This is a genomic window from Pseudomonas sp. FSL R10-0399, assembly GCF_009600165.1.
In the GTDB taxonomy this organism is placed as follows: Bacteria; Pseudomonadota; Gammaproteobacteria; order Pseudomonadales; family Pseudomonadaceae; genus Aquipseudomonas; species Aquipseudomonas helleri.
The window spans coordinates 1-18,005 of the sequence record NZ_WIWK01000043.1 but is presented as its reverse complement, the minus strand read 5'-3'; the positions used below and the strand labels follow the sequence as shown (position 1 = coordinate 18,005).

Genomic DNA, 18,005 nt, shown 5'->3' with positions numbered 1-18,005 from the left:
GTTTGCGTATTTTATCTGTGAGGTTTAATCCGCAGTTCAGCTATAAATACCAAGCTCTCAGGACTAGAAGTCTCAAATAGAAAAGGCCTCAGCCATGGTTTCAGTAGAAGGATTGACCGGTATTCAAGCGTTCGTCGCGGCTGTGCAAACCGGCAGTTTCAGTGGCGCTGCCCGCCAATTGGGGCAGACACCTTCGGGTATTGGCAAAGCGGTCTCGCGGCTTGAACAACGGCTGGACGCGCGATTGCTGCACCGCACCACCCGCAGCCTGTCGCTGACGGATGAAGGGCTGGCGTTCTATGACAGCTGCGTGCTGGCGCTGGAGGAATTACAGCGCGCGCAGTCCTCTTTAAGTGAGCGTCGTCGCGTGCCTTCCGGGCGATTGCGCGTGGCTGTTCCGGTCTTGCTGGGGCGCTACTGGATTGCGCCGTTGCTCTTGAAATTGGCAGCGCAGTACCCGGCACTTGAACTTGAAATGGTCTTCTCCAGCCGCGCGGTGGACTTTGCCGAAGAGGGTTACGACCTGGCGGTTCGCATTGGCACGCTGGAAGACAGCACCACCTTGGCGGCCAGACATATAGGCAGCCAAAGCCTGGTGGTATGTGCGTCACCGGCCTATTTGCAGGCGCATGGTCAGCCGCATTCTCCCGCAGACCTGGCCAGCCATGCCTGCATTGGAACGCTGCGCAACGGGCGTGTCGAGGGCTGGCATTTTAGCGGCTTGCAGGGCCGCACGAGCCTGTTGCAACTACCTGCGCGATTGCGTCTGGGGGACATGGAAGCCGTTGCAGCTGCGGCTCTCGACGGCCACGGAGTGGCACAGTTGCCCGGTTGGTTGGTCGATGCACAGATCAAGACGGGCGCCTTGGTGGCGTTGTTGCAAGCGTATCAGGCACCGGGTTTGCCGATTCATGCGGTATGGCCAGCGTCCCCGGCGATGACCGCCCGGGTGCGCATCGTTATAGACCTGCTGCGCGAGTCACCGCTGCCGGGTCGAGCATCTTTATAAACTAACCCCCGTAGGAGCGAGCTTGCCTCGCGATCTTTTGATCTTGATCTAAGAGGCCCCGTTAAACCACGCTAGCCGCGACACGGCCAGGGATGGCCGATCGCGGCGGGCCCACGGAGCAAGGCCTGTGGTGAGGGCATGCCGAGCCTCAGCGAGGCACCGAGGGGTTGGGGCAAAAAGCGTTTGGTTACTTTGCGCTTTCAAAGTGACGCGCCGTAAGGGCGGAACCCTAAGTAGCCGTTGCCGCAGCAATGGATATGTACCCAAGAATCCGGAGGTGGATGGTTTTACGGCTGCACGCAGCCGATCGCAGCCTTCGTACCTCGTCAGCGACTACAGTGTCCTGTTTGCTGCGCGACAGCACGGCGTCGTAGACGGGGCGGCCCCTACTACGCACCGGGGTACATGGCACCAGCAAAACCAAAACAGCTATATCCATAGCAAAAAACGATATTGGTATAGACCAGATTTCACCTTTATAAATCGCCTACTCAAAAAACAGCGCCCTTCACCGTTGAGTGGCAGGGCAGGAGCGCGGTAATGATTGGCGTACGCGTAATGCTCGAATATTTCCACCCCTGGCCGAACTCGGCAGGGCTTTATCTGGCCCGTGAAAAGGGCTGGTACAGCGACGCCGGTCTGGACGTCGAACTGGTGGTGCATGACCCATGGCGTGGTGACACGCTGGATCACTTGCTCGGCAAAGTTGTGCACTTCGGTTTGTTCCCCAGCAACCGCTTATTGGTGCGTCGCGCCTTGGGCCAGCCACTGCGCGGCATTGCGGCGATCAACCATCGCGGCCTGGAGTCGATTCAAACCCTCACCGACTCGGGCATTACGCGGCCCCGTGATCTGGCCGGGCGCCGCCTTGCGTTGAACCCGACCCCACGCGGTCTGGCCATGGTGCGTCACCTGGTGGCAGCCGATGGCGGCGATCCGGATGCGGTCATCATCGTCGACAGCGGCGTGCGCGAACTGCGCCCCGAAGAGTTGGCCGCCGGTGCCGCTGATGCCAGTTTTGGCGGTTACTGGGCCTGGGAAGCGTTGATGGCCAGCCCGGTTGCCGAAGAGCGTCGCGTGGTGTGGCCGGTGGATGACATCGGTGCCCCGGCGTATCACAGCTATTTGCTCGGCGCCCACGAAGACACCCTGGCCGCTGACCCTGAATTGACCCGCGCCTTCCTCGCCGTCACCGCTCGCGGTTATCTGGCCGCCGCGCAAGACCCCCTGAGCGCCTTACAAGCTTATGAACTCGCCACGCCGTATTTCCCCCGTGAACTGCTCGCGCAGTCTTTGCAGCACATCGCCCCGACCTGGCTGCACCAGGGCCGTTGGGGTGAGCAGCGTGAAAGCCTGCTGCAACCTTATGCCCAGTGGCTGCATGAGCATCAGGTGCTGAACGACGCACACGCCTGGCGTGGTGCAACCACCAATGCCTATCTGCCGGAGACGCTCTGATGGCAGACGCGCGCAGCAGTGCTCATGGTGTGGGACGGGAGCCGGTACAAGCCGACTGGCCAGCGATTGACGATGCGGCGATTGAGCAACTGCTCAGTCACTACCCGGCGGTCGGCAGCCTGCGTGAAGTCAGCTGGCACAGCCCGCGTCCTTTCTCGGCCGCCTGCCTGATCACCACCAGTGAGCAGCCGCTGTTTGTCAAACGTCATCATCGCTCGGTGCGTGAGCCGGAGTGGTTGCGCGAAGAGCATCGCTTTATGGCCCATCTGCGTGGCAACGGCGCGCCGGTGGCCCAGGTGCTGAGCAGTGCTGAGGGCGACACGGCCATTGCCCTTGGCGAGTGGACGTATGAAGTGCACCAGATCGCCGTCGGGCATGACCTCTACCGTGAGGCGCTGTCGTGGACGCCGTTTCAGGCGTATCAACATGCCTGGGCAGCCGGGCAGAGCCTGGCCCGTTTGCATGACGCTGCCAGCGGGTTTACTGCGCCGCCGCGTCAGGCGCCGGTGCTGTTGGCCAACTTCCGTCTGTTCAGCCAGCCCGATCCGATTGCCGCCATTGAAGCGGCCTGCGTGAATGATCCGGCACTGGCGGCGTACTTGAGCCAGCGCGATTGGCGTGCTGACCTGCAAAGCCTGCATCTGCCTTTTCATCAGCAGTTGTATCCGTTGCTCGCCACGCAACAGCCCTTGTGGACCCACAACGACTGGCATGCCTCCAATTTGCTCTGGGACACCACGCAGCCAGACAGCCAGGTCAGCAGCGTGCTGGATTTTGGTTTGGCCGATCAGACCTTTGCCTTGTTCGATCTGGCCACGGCTGTGGAGCGCAACAGCATTCCCTGGCTGGACCTGGACATCGGCGGCAGCGCTGCCGCCTCGCTGGAGTCGGTCGACGCGATTTTGCAGGGCTACCACAGCGTGCGGCCTTTGTCGGCCCAGGACTTGCTGACCCTGGCGGCCTTGCTGCCGTTGGTGCACACCGATTTTGCGTTGTCAGAAGTCGCCTATTACCAGGGCATCGTCGGTTCCGAGGCCAATGCCACGGTGGCCTACGAGGCCTACTTGATCGGCCATACGCGCTGGTTTAACGGCGCAGAAGGTCAACGCCTGCTGGCTCATCTGCACGATTTGGCCGCCCGCGCCAAAGAGGGTGAGCAACCATGAGCGACGTCGCGAACAGCCCGTTGATCAGCCCGCAGGCCCTGCACGCGGCGTTGAACGACCCGGATCTGTTGATCATCGATGCCACGGTTGAACTGCCTGCACCGCGTTTTGATGGCGACTATCAAGTGCGCAGCGGTCGCGATGGCTGGCTGCAAGCGCACATTCCGGGAGCGTTGCATGCCGACCTGTACGGCGCTCTGGCAGATCAGCAAGCGTCCTTCAGTTTTGCTTTGCCGGGCATTGCGCAGTTGGCGGACGGTTTGACGCAACTGGGCATCAGCCCGCAACGACGGGTGGTGATCTACGACCGCAATGACGGATTTTGGGCGGCGCGGCTGTGGTGGATGCTGCGCAGTGTCGGCCTGTACAGCCAAGTGCTGGACGGCGGTTTCAGGGCCTGGCAGCGCGCTGGTTTGCCCGAGCAGAGCGGGGCGCAGGCGTCGCAGCCAAGCCAGTGGCTGCCAGCCTTTGTCGAAGGTTTTTGGATCGACCGTGCAGGCGTTGAGGCCGTACTCGCCGGGGAGCGCTCCGCGACCCTGGTCTGTGCCTTGTCTGCCGGTTTGTTCGAGGGCAGCGCCGTGACCCGTTATGCACGTCGCGGGCATATTCCGGGCAGCCTCAATGTGCCAGCCCGCAGTGTGTTCGATGACCACGGTCGCTACCTCGAACCCCATGCTTTGCGTGAGGTGCTGGCGCCGCTGTTGCAGGCCGCGGCACCCGTGGTGGTGTACTGCGGGGGCGGTATTTCTGCTGCCGCGCAGGCGCTGGCCCTTACATTAGTCGGTCGCTGTGACGTCTATATCTACGACGGTTCCCTCCAGGAATGGGCCGCCGACCCGCGCTTGCCAATGACCACCGGAGCAGCTCCGGCCTGACGTCCACGGGCCTTCGGGCACTGGCCAATCAATCCAAGTAGTACCGGGGCTTTGCAGTTCTGGCGCGTTTGCGGCACCGTGCCTGGCAAATAGCGCCGGTGACGGCGGTGCCCGTTAAGGAGCTTTCATGGTCATGTTGTATCGAACTGCCGAGTTATCCCTCCCTCGGTTTTCGCCAAATCTGTTACGCGCCGGCATATTGATGGCCTGTGGTGTGGGCACAACCTTGCTGCCGGCAGGGGCATGGGCCGACAGCCCGGCGGCTTCATCCAATAGCGTTCAACTGGACGCCGTAACCGTAGTCGGCGAGCACGACAGCGGTTATCAGGCCACCTCGGCCTCGGTCGGCGGCTTTGACTCGGCGCCTCTGCTCGACACGCCCGCGGCAATCAGCGTGATCACCGATCAGCAGATCAAGGATCAGCAAGCGCGCCTGCTCAGCGAAGTGCTGCGCAATGATGCCTCCGTGGGCGAAAGCTATGCGCCGATTGGTTATTACGAAAACTTTGAGGTGCGCGGCTTCTCCCTGAATTCGGCCAGCAGCTACAAGATTAATGGGCGCACCATCACCGGCGAGCAAAACGTCGGCCTGGAAAACAAGCAGCAGGTCGAAGTGCTCAAAGGCCTGGCGGGCCTGCAAAGTGGCGTGTCCGAGCCTGGCGGCCTGGTCAACTACGTGACCAAACGCCCGGAAAATGTGCGCTCGGTGACGGTATCGACCACCGATCAGGGCGGTAGCTATTTGGCAACTGATTTGGGTGGCTGGTTCGGCAGCGAGCAGCAGGTGGGTATCCGCACCAACTTGGCCCATGAAGACATCCATTCCTATGTCGACCATGCCGACGGCAAGCGCGATTTTGCCTCGCTGGCGCTGGACTGGAACATCGACCCCAACAGCACGTTGCAACTGAATGCCGAGTACCAGCGCCGTCAACAGCGTTCGGTGCCGGGCTATCAGTTGCTGGGCGGCACTGAGCTGCCCCATCACGTCAACCCACACGATCTGCTGGCTTATCAAAGCTGGTCGAAACCGGTGACCATCAACTCGTTGAACATGGACGGTTTGTACGAGTACCGCTTCAACGAGAACTGGAAAGCCAGCTTCAGCGCCTCGCGCAGCCGGGTGGTGATTGATGACTACAGCACCTTCGCCTGGGGCTGCTACGGCTCGGCCAGTTGCGCCGACGCCGCCGTGCCGAACACTTTCAGCCCTGAAGGCAACTACGACATTTATGACTACCGCAACCCCGATGACACGCGGCGCAATGATGAGGCGCAACTGGCACTCAGCGGCCAGTTCGACACCGGTTCGCTCAAGCACGAACTGACGGTGGGCAGCAGCGCATTTCGCCGGGTGCTCGACAGCCGCCCTGAGTTCAACCAGATGATCGGTTCCGGCACGATTGGCTCCACCCCTGAACCGCTGGAGCCGTATGACGGCACCCCGGGCCACACTTACCGCCATCTCGACAGCCGCCAATACGGCGTGTTCGTGACCGACCGCATCAGTTTCAACGAGCAGTGGCAAACCGTGCTCGGCGGGCGGCAGATTCGCCTCGACGAAAAAGCCTATGACAGCGACGGGTCGACCAATCGACATACCCAACGCTCGGAGTTTTTGCCGCAAGCGGCTTTGATCTACAAGCCATGGCTGGATACCTCGGTGTACCTCAGCTACAGCAAGGGTTTGTCACTGGGCGGCCAGGCGGCCTGGTTCAGCACCAATGCCAGTGAAATCCTCGCGCCCACCACCTCGCGCCAAATCGAGCTAGGGGTCAAGCACGACTGGCAAAACCTGAGCCTGACTGCCGCGCTGTTCCAGATCAGCCAGGACTACCAGTACAACAAGTCTAACGGCGACGGCACCTTCACCTTCGTGCAGCAGGGCAAGCAGAAAAACACCGGGATCGAGTTATCGGCCAATGGCTACGTGAGCACTAACCTGCAAATCGCCGCCAGTGTTGCCGCCATCCGCGCCCGGGTCAGCGACAGCGGCACCGACGCCTATGATGGGCATCAAGCCATCAATGTCCCGAACCTGCGCGCCAGCCTGCACGCTGACTACAGCATCCCGGGGATGCCGGGGTTGGCCTTGCTGGGCGGCGGGCAATACAGTGCCAGCAAATATGCCAATCAGCAGGGCAGCGTCAAAGCCGCCGGTTACACCGTGTTCGATGTCGGCAGCCGCTACAGCACCCGTATCGAAGGTTACGACACAGTGTTTCGCCTGACCGTCGACAACCTGTTCGACAAACGCTACTGGCGTGACGTGGGGGCCTACATGGGCGACGACTACGTATTCCAGGGTGCGCCGCGAACCGCGCGATTGTCCGCCACGGTGAACTTCTGATTCGGGCAGCACCCCTGCGTGCTGCACCACTTTATTGAGGGCGCAAGAATGTCAAATCTGGAAATCGTCGCCGTGCTGATCAATGTCCTCGGAGTCTGGCTGACCACCCAGCGCATCCGCTGGTGCTGGCCGGTCAGTGTCGTGGCCGTGTTGTTGTATGCGTGGAATTTTTTTCGACGCCAAGCTGTATTCCGACACCTTGCTGCAAATCATCTTTGCCTTTCTGCAAGGTTACGGCTGGTGGCGCTGGAGCCAGGGCGGGCTGGATCACGGCAAAGTGCACGTGGCGCGACTGCCGTTACGCGATGCCGTACTGGGCGCGATTGCCGGTGTTATCGGCACTGTGCTGCTGGGCGGCCTGATGTCCAGTTTTACCGATGCCGCTGTGCCTTGGCTGGACGCTTGCTTGACGGCGTTCAGTTTGGTCGCCAGCGTCTGGGCAGCGCGTAAATACGTGGCCAGCTGGGCGTTATGGATAGCCCTGGACGTTGTCTACGTGGGCATGTACTTGAGCAAAGACCTGCAACTGACGGCAGGCCTTTACGCCGGGTTTGTGCTGCTGGCGTTCTATGGCTACCGTAGCTGGAAGCGTGACCTGCTGAGTCAGGAAGCGCAGACCCAAGCCCGTGGATGTGCCAATGCCATTTGATCCCGTGTCCCCTCATTACTTGCGTATTCGTGACGAAATTGCCGCTGACGTCGCCAGCGGGACGCCTCGCGCCGACCACAAATTTCCGTCCGAACGTGAGATGGCCGAGCGTTTTGGCTGTACCCGCGTGACATTGCGCCAAGCGTTGCAGCAACTCGAAGCCGAAGGGGTGGTATACCGGGAAAACCGCCGGGGCTGGTTCGTCAGCCCCCAACGTATTCGCTACGACCCGACGCGCATCACCGGCTTTATGGACTACGTTGCCGCCCAAGGACGTACGCCATTAACCGAATGCCTGCACGCCGAACTGCGCCCGGCGGGCAGTTGGCTGGCACGGCGGATGGGCTTGGCATCGGCTGACGAACCGATGTTTTATTTGCAACGGCGGCGCTGGGTGGATCGGCGCCCGGTACTCCTGGAATTCAACGCACTGGTCGCCAGTTGGTGCCCGGGGTTGCTTGAGGCTGACCTCAACACCTCTCTGACCACGGTGCTGCGAGAGCGTTTTGGCCGTATCCAGTCGCGCTGCGAACTGGCCATGCACACCGGCACCGTAGACGAGCATCAGGCCGAACTGCTGCAACTTAGTGTCGGTTCCAGCAGCTTGTACCTCGAACGTCTGAACTTTGGTGAAGCCGGCCAGCCGGTTGAGTTTGACCAGGAGTTTTGGCGCCCGGACGCCTTGTCCGTGGTCATGGAAACCCGCTATCCGGGTTAACCGTAAACAGGCTTCTGTAGGAGCGAGCTTGCCTCGCGATCTTTTGATCTTGATCTAAGAGCCCCCTCACCCTAGCCCTCTCCCGAAGGAGAGGGAACCGATTGGGGGATGCTGAAGATATTCGGTGGCCTGTTTATTGCGCGACAGCGCGGCGTCGAAGACGATGGCAGCAAACCAATAGCCCTGTGCCGTCCTGGCACAGCGGGTATGAACCCCCGTCATAGCCAATTCATAGACGCTGTCCGGGCTTCAGCGTATGTTTTTGCCATCACCTTCTTAATAGCGATTGACTGCATTTTCCAGGGTATTTCGCCCCCTAAAAGCTGGCGCCCTGCGTCATGGTCAAGGCGTTCGGCTGCCTTCAGGGCAGCACACCCATAGTGAACCTGGAACGTGTTTATTCCCTCGCTGGAGCACTACGCGTGAATAAAAACTATATAGGCGGAGAGTGGGTTACCGGCGTTGATGTGAACGTAAACATCAATCCGTCAGACACCAACGATGTAATCGGCGAGTATGCGCGGGCTGATGCCACGCAGGCGCAAGCGGCGGTTGAAGCGGCGTTTGATGCGCAGGCCGCATGGGCAAAATTTACCGCAGAACAACGCAGTGACGCGCTGGACCGTATCGGCAGCGAGGTCCTCGCGCGTCGTGAAGAACTCGGGCGCTTGCTCGCCCGTGAAGAGGGCAAAACCCTCGCCGAAGGCGTCGGGGAAGTGGTGCGGGCCGGGCGCGTGTTCAAGTTTTTCGCCGGTGAAGCCTTGCGAATGTCAGGTGAGCGTTTGCCTTCCATTCGCCCTGGCGTCGAAGTGGATGTACGCCGCGAGCCTGAAGGGGTGATCGGGATCATTACGCCGTGGAACTTCCCGATCGCGATCCCGGCCTGGAAGATCGCCCCCGCGCTGGCGTTCGGCAACACCGTGGTCTTCAAACCCGCAGATCTGGTGCCGGGCAGTGCCTGGGCACTGGCCGAAATCATTGTGCGGGCCGGGGCGCTACCGGCCGGGGTGTTTAACCTGGTCATGGGGCCGGGTTCAAAAGTGGGTGACGTTTTTGCCAATTCGCGCAAAGTGCGCGGCGTCACCTTTACCGGCTCAACCTTCACCGGCCGCCAGGTGGGCCTGGCCTGCATGGAAAGGGGCGCCAAGGTGCAACTGGAAATGGGCGGTAAAAACCCGCTGGTGATTCTGGATGACGCCGATTTGCAGCAAGCCGTAGAAGTCGCGGTGTCCGGTTCGTATTTCTCGACCGGCCAGCGCTGTACCGCTTCCAGCCGCTTGATCGTACAAGACGGCATCCACGACCGCTTTGTCGAGGCCGTAAAGCAACGGCTCGCCGGGCTGCGGGTCGACCATGCACTGGCCGACGGCTGTGACATGGGCCCGGTAGTGTCCCAGGCGCAACTCAAGCAGGACTGCGAGTACATCGACATTGCGCGCCGCGAGGGCGGCAATCTGGTCTTTGGCGGCGAACGGCTGGAACGCGCAACCCCGGGTTTTTACTTGTCCCCGGCGCTGATTACCGAGACCACCAACGACATGCGCATCAACCGTGAAGAGGTCTTTGGCCCAGTGGCCAGCGTGATCCGGGTCAAGGATTACGAGCAGGCCGTTGCGTTGGCCAATGACACCGATTTCGGCTTGTCCTCGGGAATCTGCACCACCTCGCTGAAATACGCCGCTGACTTCAAGCAACGTTCCGGCGCGGGCATGGTGATGGTCAATGTGGCCACTGCAGGTGTCGACTATCACGCCCCGTTTGGCGGCCGAAAGGCCTCCAGTTACGGCACACGAGAGCAGGGCAGCTATGCCCGTGAATTTTATACAGGCGTAAAAACCGCCTACACCCTGGCCTGAAGCAATGACTGACATCACTCAAATCAGCGGCACGACACGGGTCTTCGCCATCCTTGCCGACCCGATCCACCACGTACAGACCCCGCAAGCCATGAACCGGCTGTTTTCCTCGATGGGGCTGGACCAGGTGCTGGTGCCGTTTCATGTATCACCGTCCGACCTTGAGCGGGTGGTTAACGGCTTGCGCGGTATCAAGAGCCTTGACGGTTTTATCGTCACGGTGCCGCACAAAACCGCCATTGTTGATCTGTGCGACAGCGTTTCCGAGGCCGCGCGCCTGGTGGGTGCGGTGAACGTCGTGACCCGTTCCTGCGACGGCAAATTGCACGGTGAAATCCTTGATGGCGAAGGCTTCGTCAGCGGCTTGCGGCAGGCGGGTATCGAACTTGAAGGCCGCGCGGTGTACCTGGCGGGCGCAGGCGGGGCGGCCAATGCCATCGCTTTTGCCCTGGCTGCCTCCGGGATTGGCTGGCTGACCATCGCCAACCGCAGTCGCGAGAAAGCCACGTCGCTGGTTGACCGCCTCGCCAAGGCGTTTCCTGATCTGCAAGTCACGGTCGGAACCTCCGACCCTTCAGGCTACGACCTGGTGGTCAACGGTACGTCATTGGGGCTTAAGGAGGGCGACCCGCTGCCGTGTGACGTCACGCTGCTCACAGCCGATCAAGTGGTTGCCGAGATCATCATGAAACCAGTCATCACTCCATTATTGGCGGCGGCGCAAAAAGTTGGCTGCCGGATCCATGAAGGGCTGCCTATGCTGCTCTGCCAGATTGAGTTGATGGCAGCAGCGATGTCGTCGAGCAAGAAAGAGTCCTGTCATGAGTGCGTTTGATTACATCATCGTCGGCGGCGGCACCGCAGGCTGCATTCTCGCCAACCGTTTGACTGCCTCCGGCAAGTACCGTGTCCTGGTGTTGGAAGCCGGTGGTGAACCCAAGGGTTTCTGGATTCCGATTCCGGCAGGCTTCAGCAAACTGCTGGTCGACAAACGCTATAACTGGCGTTTCAAGACCCAGGCCGAAGAGAACACCCAGGGCCGCGAAATTGCCGTGCCACGCGGCAAAGGCCTGGGTGGCTCGACCTTGATCAACGGGATGATCTACGTGCGCGGTCAGCCGGGTGATTACGACGCCTGGGAGGCCGCTGGCGCCAAGGGCTGGAACTTCACCACCCTAAAGCCGTACTTCAAGAAGATCGAAAACTACCCGCTGGGCGATCATCGCCGTGGTCATGACGGCCCTATGCACCTCAGTCAGGTGTCCGAGCGCTATCCCATTGCCGACGCGTTCATGCTCGCGGCCAAGCAAGACAATCAGCCGTTCAACAGCGACTACAACAATGAACAGCAGACCGGTTTCGGCTACTACCAGGTGGTTCAGCACCAAGGGCGGCGCTGGAGCGTGGTTGACGGTTACCTGAATCCGGCCCGGCGCAGGCCCAACCTGACCATTGAAACCCATGCCCATGTGTTGCGCTTGGAGCTCAAGGGCAATCGCTGCACGGGCATCACTTACCGCCAGAATGGCCGGGAAATCACCGTCAACGCACTGCAAGACGTGATCCTCTGTGCCGGGGCGATCCAGTCGCCTCAGATCCTTGAGTTGTCCGGGATCGGTCGCCCGGATGTCCTCGAAAAAGTCGGCATCGCAGTCAAACACCGGTTGGACGGGGTCGGTGAAAACTACATCGACCACTTTGCCACCCGCCTGAACTGGAAGCTCAAAAACGCGATCACCCTCAACCAAATGGCCCGTGGTTGGCGCTTGGGCATGGCGGTGTTCGAGTATTTTACTCAGCGCACCGGGATTCTGACCCTGGGTACCGGGCTGGTGCACGGGTTTGTCAAAAGCCAGGCGCAGATGCCAACCCCGGACGTGCAGTACTTTGTGGTGCACGCCAGCTACGCCAACGCGGCCGAGCGGATTCTCGACAAGCACCCTGGCATGACCATCGGGGTTAGCCAGTTGCGGCCAAAGTCTAAGGGCAGCATCCATATCCAGTCAGCTGACGCGCAGGTCATGCCGGCCATTCGGCCGAACTTCTTAAGCGTCGAAGAAGACCGCCAGAGCCTGATCGAAGGCATGAAAATCGCCCGGCGGATCATGCAGCGGCCTGCCATGCAAGCCTTTGTCGAGCTGGAAACCGGCCCGGGCATTGACGTGCAGACCGATGAGCAATGGCTTGAGTTTGCCCAACGTAACGGCCAGACCATCTATCACCCCATCGCCACCTGCCGCATGGGCGAAGATGCCGATGCTGTGGTCGACTCGTCCCTGCGGGTACGGGGCATGACGGGGTTGCGTGTGGTCGACGCCTCGGTGATTCCGTCAATGGTCTCCGGCAACATCCAGGGCGCGGTCATGGCCGTGGCAGAGCGCGGCGCGGACCTGATTCTGGAAGCGGCTTCGCTGCATTGATAAGCGTCACCCACCTGTTGGAGCGAGCTTGTCTCGCGATCTGTTGATCTTGATCTAAGAGCCCCCTCTCCCTAGCCCTCTCCCGAAGGAGAGGGAACCGATTGGGGGATGCTGAAGATACTCGGTGGCCTGTTTGATGCGCGTCAGCGCTGCGTAGAAGACGGGACGGTAGCCTCTACAGGCCTTTTTACCCCCCAATAAACTCCTGCATCGTATCCACCAGCGCTTCGTGGAAATAGGCTTTCGAGGGACGGTCAAACAAAATGTGCAAAGCCGGCTGCTGCGCACTGCCCGAGTTGATGACGATGACGTTGATACGCGCCGCCGAGGTTTGCGCCACGGCGCCAAACCCGAAAGCTTCGGCACTCAGGTCGACGCCGCAGAGCTTGGCCATGATCGCGCTCAGGTGCTCGCCACTGAGCTGGAAACAGCCGTGGCTGTCCTGGCGCGGCAGCAGGTAGTTGGCTTGATGGTCCATCTCCCAGCGTGCTTCTTCGTCGGCAATGCGTTCGTCTTGCAGGTGGCTGGCGATCAGCAGGTATTCAGTCTGTGAAAGCCGTACCACCAGGCTGCCGTCAGGTTGGGTGATGGCGCGGTTGGGGGCGGTCGGCAGTTCGAAGCCGCGGCCGCGCAGGTAGTCGGCGCTGTCAGCCCCGCGAAAGCCGACCCGGGGCAGGTCGGTCAAGTCGCTCAGGGCACAGCCAATCAAGGGCACTTGCTGTTGTCTCAGGCTGGTCATGGGTCAAAGCTCCTGGCGCTGGTTTTCAGGGTCAAAGAAGGGCAGGGCGACAACCTCGGCCTGAACGGTCATACCCCCTTCAACACGGATCGGGATGCGTTGTCCCGGCGTGCTCTGGTTGATGCCCGCGTAGGCCAGGCCAATGATCTTGCCCAGGCTGGCGGAGTATTCACAGGAGGTGACGCTGCCGCTGATGTCCGGGCCGTTAAGCACCAAATGCCCTTCAAGCGGTTGCGCGCTGTCTTTGGGCAAGCTGAAGCCCACCAGTTTGCGCTTGAGCGGTTGGGCCTCGAGGATGTCCACCGAGCGCCGCCCGACGAAGAAGGGTTTGTTGCGACTCACCGCCCAGCCCATGTCGATTTCTGCCGGGTGGGTCATGCCGTCGGTGTCCTGGCTGATGATTACGTGGCCTTTCTCAAGGCGCAGCAAGCGCTGGGTTTCAACGCCAAACGGTCGAATATCAAATGCTTTGCCGGCGCTGATCAGGGCATCCCAGAGCGCCAGCCCGTGACGGGCCGGAACGTGGATCTCATACCCCAGCTCGCCGACAAAACCGACCCGCAGCAAGCGCGCTGCAATCCCGGCTACCGTGCCTTGGCGCACGCCCAGATACGGGAAGGCACTGGCACTTAAATCGAGGTCAGAACAGAGCAGTTCGAGGACTTTGCGTGAGTCCGGCCCGGCCACGTTGACCGCGCAAATGGCGGCGGTCACGTTGTTGATGTCGACGTCCAGACGCCATTGCGCGTTCCACTTCAGCATCTGCTGGTAAATGCGGTCTACGCCGCTGGTGGTGGCGGTGACGTAAAAGTGTTGCTCGGCAAAGCGTGCGCACACGCCATCATCAATCACCACCCCGTGCTCGTTGGTCATCAGCGCATAGCGCGAGCGGCCCACGGGCTGCTTGATGAAGGCAAAGGTGTACAGGCGGTTCAACAGCTCCGCCGCATCCGGGCCGCGCACATCGAGGCCGCCCAGGGTCGACACGTCAATAATGCCGACCTTGTTGCGCACGTGCAGGGCTTCGGCCTGCATGCAGGCTTCGCGGTCTTTGGCCGCGCCGTAGTAGGCCGGGCGTTGCCAGATACCGGCCGGCATCATTTTCGCGCCTGCCTGCACATGGCGGATGTGCATGGGTGTTTGGCGATACGGGTCAAACGCGCGACCGGCCACATGGGCGAGTTTTTCTGCCACAAACGGCGGCCGCGCGGTGGTGACCCCGGTTTCACTGATGTTGCGTTGTGTCGCCCACGCCACCAGGCGTGCGGTGGGCAGTGCCGAGTGGCGGCCTTGGGACGGGCCCATGCCCACGGTGGAGTAGCGTTTGACCAGTTGCACGTCGCGATAGCCGATGCGCGTGGCGTTGACGATGTCGGCCACTTGCAGGTCTTCGTCAAAGTCGACGAAGTCTTTGCCCTTGGGGTGCGGGAAAATCGGCCAGCTGAAGTTGACTGCCGTTTCTGCCCGCCACCGTTCAGGGGCTGCATCTGCGCTCAGGCCGAGTGCCCGTGCCGCAGCAGCACCGGCACGGGCGCCGTCGGTGAGTACGTTGTCGAGTAAGTGGCGGCCATTGACGGACCCGGCAACCTGCAAGTTTTGCGGCAGCCCGCTGAGGGTGAACTCGGCGCGCTGGTCGTCATAGGCCAGTTTGCCGCCCGCCTGGCACAGCAGTTGATAGACCGGCATATAGCCTGCCGACATGCACAACAGATCGCAGTCCAGACGTTTGCCGCTGTCGGCCACGCGGCCCTGGGCGAGGATGGTGCGCACCTCGACCCCGGTCACGTGGCGCATGCCTTTTTCGTGCAGGGCTTCGTACACGGTGCTGTTGTTCAGGCACGGGATTTTGCGTTGCAGCAAGGCTTCACGCAGCGCCTGATTGCCCGGCGCGGCCCGCAGGTCGATCAGCGATGCAACCTCCACGCCTTGCTCATGCAAATCCAGCGCGGCCAGATACCCGTCGTCATTGCCGGTCAGTACCACGGCACGTTGGCCGGGCTTGACCGCATAGAGTTTCATCAGGCGTTGGGCGGCACTGCTCAGCATCACCCCCGGCAGGTCGTTGTTGCGAAAGATCACCGGCTGATCGAACGACCCGCTGCACACCAGGCATTGGCTGGCCCGCACCTTGTACAGGCGTTTGCCCTGAATCACCGGCAGGTAGTTGTCGGTGAACCAGGCGTTACAGGTCGCCTCGGTGAGCACTTTAATATTGGCGTGCTGCACCACTTGCGCCAGCAGCGAATGGCGCACAGCGTTGGCCTGAATGCCTTCAATGTCGAAGCGGGCATAGGTCAGTGAGCCACCGAGCACCGCTTGCTGCTCGATCAGCAGCACCTTGGCCCCGGCATTGGCGGCCGTCAACGCGGCTTGCAAACCGGCAGGCCCGGCGCCGATCACCGCCAGATCCGTGAATAAATACGCCTTGTCGTAGTACTCGGGAGTGAAGTTCAGATCGAGCACACCCAGCCCGGCTTTTTTGCGAATCATCGGCTCCCAGAGCTTCCACATGCCCTTGGGCTTGTAGAACGAGCGGTAGTAGAACCCCACCGGCATGAATTTGGAAAACTTGCCCAGCCAGGCGTCGCGGTCTTGGTCCAGGCTGCCGTTGACGTTTTGCGCGCTGACCTGCAAACCGGACGTCAGCGGGCAGGCGTCGGCCAGCACGTTGGGTTCTTTGGGCAGTTGCACCAGGCTGTTGGCGTCTTGCCCGGCCATGGTCAACGGGCCACGGGGGCGATGGTATTTGAACGAACGGGACAGCAGAAACCGGCCGTTGGCCAGCAGCGCACTGGCAACGCTGTCACCTTGCAGGCCTGGGTAGCGCTCACCATCGAAGGTGAAGTCCAGCGGCTGATGACGGTCGATCAGCAGGCCCATCGGGGCGGGGAGGCGGTTCATCCTGCAATCTCCTTGGCGGCGGTGCTGAACTCGACACGGCGGGTAAACAGCTCTTTGGGGTCGAAGGTGCGCAGTACTTCATCGCTAACGGTGTGGCGCTCGGCGATAAACCAGTAGCTGGACGGCGTGTGCATCCACCATTCGCGCACCACCCCGGCGAGGTTTTCGCTGTTGAACACGTAATCGGCCCATACGCCATCGCTGCAGGTGGTCGGGTCTGGCATGACCTTGAACTCGCCGCCGTAGGTGAACTCACTGATATTGCGCGGCCCGTTGAGCGGGCACATCATGATTTTCATTGCGTGCTCCGGGTCAGTGGCTGGCCGCCGTGGCGCCCATTTCGTTGACTTGCTGGAAGGTTGAAAAACGTTCGAGGGCGAACGGTTTGATCAGTTCGGGCACCTTGCCGCCGCTGGCAACCAGCTCGGCCATGGTCTTGCCGCAGATGGGCGTGGCCTTGAAGCCCCACGTGCCCCAACCGGCGTCGAGGTAGTAATTTTTTACCGGCGACAAGCCCATGATCGGGCTGTAGTCGGGGGTCATGTCGGTGCTCCCGGCCCACTGGCGCATCAGTTTGGCGTTGGCCAAAAAAGGGAACATCTCGATGGCGTGGGCCAGCAGGCTTTCTTTCAAGTCCAGGGTCGAGCGGGTGTTGTACAGCGGGTAGGGGTCGGAGCCGCCGCCGAACACCACTTCGCCACGGCTGGTTTGCTGTACGTAACAGTGCAGTGCCGACGAACTCACCAGCGGGTCGAGAAACGGCTTGAAAGGTTGCGTGACCATGGCTTGCAACGGGAAGGTCTGAATCGGCGAGCGGATCCCGGCTTTGGCCATCAGCAGCGAGCTGTGCCCGGCAATGGCCTGCACGGCGCAACCGCAGCGGATCGTCCCGCGATTGGTTTTGACGGCAGTGATCGCGCCGTTCTCGATCACCAGGTCCTGAACCTCGGTCAGTTGATGAATCTCCACCCCGTGCTTGGCCGCCTGCTTGGCATAACCCCAGGCCACGGCATCGTGGCGGGCGGTGGCGCCGTCGATGTGCCATAGCCCGGCGAGCACCGGCAGGTGGCCGGGGTCAAGGTTTAGGGTGGGTACCAGTTCGCGGATCTGCTGGCGGTCAATCATCTCGCTGCGTCCGCCAAAGTGCTTGTTGACCTCGGCCCGCTGGCGGAACGAACGCACGGTGGCATCGGTGTGGGCCAGCGTCAGCTGGCCGCGCTCCGAATACATGATGTTGAAATCGAATTCGTTGGACAGCGACTGGAACATCCGCACTGACTCGGCGTAAAACTTCACGCCTTCGCTGGTCAGGTAGTTGGAGCGAATGACCGCCGTGTTGCGCGCGGTATTGCCGCCCCCCAGATAGGCCTTTTCGAGTACCGCGATATTGCTGATGCCGTGGTATTTGGACAGGTAATAAGCGGTGGCCAGGCCATGCCCGCCCGCGCCGATGATGACCACGTCATAGCTAGGTTTGAGCGCCTTGGGCGGCGGTAAGTCGACCTCTACCGGGTACTCCGAACTCAGCCCGTATTTCAAGAGATTGAAGGGCATACGGCCTCCGACAGGCTGCGTTGCGCCTGAGATTGGTTAAGGGCGGCGGTCACGGTGTTTTTCATCAGAAAAGCGATAGTCATCGGGCCGACACCGCCGGGCACCGGGGTGATGGCCGCGACGCGGGTCAGTGCGCTGTCAAAATCCACATCACCGACCAGGCGGCTGCGACCGTTGTCATCGATGCGGTTGATGCCGACATCAATCACCACGGCGCCGGGCTTGAGCCAATCGGCGTCGATCAGGCGCGGGCGGCCCACGGCGGCGATCACAATGTCGGCCTGGCGGCACAGCGCTTGCGGGTCCTGGC

General features: G+C 61.3%; 13 protein-coding genes and 2 pseudogenes. 10 read left to right on the top strand and 5 right to left on the bottom strand.

All coding sequences use genetic code 11. From position 1 onward, the window contains the following. Positions 1 to 94 precede the first annotated feature (94 nt). The 10 genes and pseudogenes from GHO41_RS14220 (at position 95) to GHO41_RS14175 (ending at position 12,501) form a co-directional block, all read left to right on the top strand. Positions 95 to 1,009, top strand: a complete 915-nt coding sequence (locus GHO41_RS14220; RefSeq protein ID WP_153433906.1) for a LysR family transcriptional regulator — start codon at positions 95 to 97, stop codon at positions 1,007 to 1,009. A gap of 540 nt (positions 1,010 to 1,549) precedes the next feature. Next, entirely contained in the window at positions 1,550 to 2,467 is a 918-nt protein-coding gene (locus tag GHO41_RS14215) for an ABC transporter substrate-binding protein (RefSeq protein ID WP_153390959.1), read from the top strand. Then, the gene (locus GHO41_RS14210; RefSeq protein ID WP_153390958.1) at positions 2,467 to 3,633 is read left to right on the top strand and encodes a phosphotransferase enzyme family protein; all 1,167 of its coding nucleotides are present in this window, start codon (positions 2,467 to 2,469) and stop codon (positions 3,631 to 3,633) included. Before GHO41_RS14215 ends, GHO41_RS14210 begins: the two co-directional genes overlap by 1 nt. Further along, positions 3,630 to 4,508, top strand: a complete 879-nt coding sequence (locus tag GHO41_RS14205) for a sulfurtransferase (RefSeq protein ID WP_153390957.1) — start codon at positions 3,630 to 3,632, stop codon at positions 4,506 to 4,508. The genes GHO41_RS14210 and GHO41_RS14205 overlap by 4 nt, the downstream gene beginning before the upstream one ends. Before the next feature lie 127 nt (positions 4,509 to 4,635). After that, on the top strand, positions 4,636 to 6,858 hold the full coding sequence (locus GHO41_RS14200) for a TonB-dependent siderophore receptor (RefSeq protein WP_153433905.1): 2,223 nt from the start codon (positions 4,636 to 4,638) through the stop codon (positions 6,856 to 6,858). Positions 6,859 to 6,906: 48 nt separating this feature from the next. Next, positions 6,907 to 7,507, top strand: a pseudogene (gene pnuC / locus GHO41_RS14195) (nicotinamide riboside transporter PnuC). Continuing rightward, on the top strand, positions 7,497 to 8,225 hold the full coding sequence (locus GHO41_RS14190; RefSeq protein ID WP_153433904.1) for a UTRA domain-containing protein: 729 nt from the start codon (positions 7,497 to 7,499) through the stop codon (positions 8,223 to 8,225). Before pnuC ends, GHO41_RS14190 begins: the two are co-directional and overlap by 11 nt. A gap of 422 nt (positions 8,226 to 8,647) precedes the next feature. Beyond that, positions 8,648 to 10,081: an aldehyde dehydrogenase family protein gene (locus tag GHO41_RS14185; RefSeq protein ID WP_371928924.1), complete on the top strand. Its 1,434-nt coding sequence runs from the start codon at positions 8,648 to 8,650 to the stop codon at positions 10,079 to 10,081. A gap of 4 nt (positions 10,082 to 10,085) precedes the next feature. Continuing rightward, on the top strand, positions 10,086 to 10,916 hold the full coding sequence (locus GHO41_RS14180; protein WP_153433903.1) for a shikimate dehydrogenase: 831 nt from the start codon (positions 10,086 to 10,088) through the stop codon (positions 10,914 to 10,916). Further along, the gene (locus GHO41_RS14175; protein ID WP_153433902.1) at positions 10,903 to 12,501 is read left to right on the top strand and encodes a GMC family oxidoreductase; all 1,599 of its coding nucleotides are present in this window, start codon (positions 10,903 to 10,905) and stop codon (positions 12,499 to 12,501) included. The genes GHO41_RS14180 and GHO41_RS14175 overlap by 14 nt, the downstream gene beginning before the upstream one ends. Before the next feature lie 187 nt (positions 12,502 to 12,688). Here the strand turns inward: GHO41_RS14175 and GHO41_RS14170 are convergent, their stop codons facing one another. The 5 genes and pseudogenes from GHO41_RS14170 to GHO41_RS14150 all read right to left on the bottom strand — a co-directional run. Beyond that, positions 12,689 to 13,240: a sarcosine oxidase subunit gamma gene (locus tag GHO41_RS14170; protein ID WP_153433901.1), complete on the bottom strand. Its 552-nt coding sequence runs from the start codon at positions 13,238 to 13,240 to the stop codon at positions 12,689 to 12,691. A 3-nt stretch (positions 13,241 to 13,243) separates the two neighbouring features. Next, on the bottom strand, positions 13,244 to 16,141 hold the full coding sequence (locus GHO41_RS14165; protein WP_153433900.1) for a 2Fe-2S iron-sulfur cluster-binding protein: 2,898 nt from the start codon (positions 16,139 to 16,141) through the stop codon (positions 13,244 to 13,246). Continuing rightward, positions 16,138 to 16,440 carry a sarcosine oxidase subunit delta gene (locus GHO41_RS14160; RefSeq protein ID WP_153433899.1) on the bottom strand — a complete coding sequence of 101 codons (303 nt, stop codon included), beginning with the start codon at positions 16,438 to 16,440 and terminating at the stop codon, positions 16,138 to 16,140. The genes GHO41_RS14165 and GHO41_RS14160 overlap by 4 nt, the downstream gene beginning before the upstream one ends. A 13-nt stretch (positions 16,441 to 16,453) precedes the next feature. Continuing rightward, positions 16,454 to 17,695: an FAD-dependent oxidoreductase gene (locus tag GHO41_RS14155; RefSeq protein ID WP_153433898.1), complete on the bottom strand. Its 1,242-nt coding sequence runs from the start codon at positions 17,693 to 17,695 to the stop codon at positions 16,454 to 16,456. Further along, positions 17,677 to 18,005 (bottom strand): annotated as a pseudogene (locus tag GHO41_RS14150) (bifunctional methylenetetrahydrofolate dehydrogenase/methenyltetrahydrofolate cyclohydrolase); the annotation flags it as partial. The gene GHO41_RS14155 and the pseudogene GHO41_RS14150, both read right to left, overlap by 19 nt.

Bases quoted from the DNA above. Each gene is read 5' to 3' on its own strand.
- GHO41_RS14220 (WP_153433906.1), top strand. From the start codon at position 95: ATGGTTTCAGTAGAAGGATTGACCGGTATTCAAGCGTTCGTCGCGGCT.
- GHO41_RS14160 (WP_153433899.1), bottom strand. From the start codon at position 16,440: ATGAAAATCATGATGTGCCCGCTCAACGGGCCGCGCAATATCAGTGAG.
- GHO41_RS14205 (WP_153390957.1), top strand. From the start codon at position 3,630: ATGAGCGACGTCGCGAACAGCCCGTTGATCAGCCCGCAGGCCCTGCAC.
- GHO41_RS14165 (WP_153433900.1), bottom strand. From the start codon at position 16,141: ATGAACCGCCTCCCCGCCCCGATGGGCCTGCTGATCGACCGTCATCAG.
- GHO41_RS14190 (WP_153433904.1), top strand. From the start codon at position 7,497: ATGCCATTTGATCCCGTGTCCCCTCATTACTTGCGTATTCGTGACGAA.
- GHO41_RS14200 (WP_153433905.1), top strand. From the start codon at position 4,636: ATGGTCATGTTGTATCGAACTGCCGAGTTATCCCTCCCTCGGTTTTCG.
- GHO41_RS14180 (WP_153433903.1), top strand. From the start codon at position 10,086: ATGACTGACATCACTCAAATCAGCGGCACGACACGGGTCTTCGCCATC.
- GHO41_RS14215 (WP_153390959.1), top strand. From the start codon at position 1,550: ATGATTGGCGTACGCGTAATGCTCGAATATTTCCACCCCTGGCCGAAC.
- GHO41_RS14210 (WP_153390958.1), top strand. From the start codon at position 2,467: ATGGCAGACGCGCGCAGCAGTGCTCATGGTGTGGGACGGGAGCCGGTA.
- GHO41_RS14170 (WP_153433901.1), bottom strand. From the start codon at position 13,240: ATGACCAGCCTGAGACAACAGCAAGTGCCCTTGATTGGCTGTGCCCTG.
- GHO41_RS14155 (WP_153433898.1), bottom strand. From the start codon at position 17,695: ATGCCCTTCAATCTCTTGAAATACGGGCTGAGTTCGGAGTACCCGGTA.
- GHO41_RS14175 (WP_153433902.1), top strand. From the start codon at position 10,903: ATGAGTGCGTTTGATTACATCATCGTCGGCGGCGGCACCGCAGGCTGC.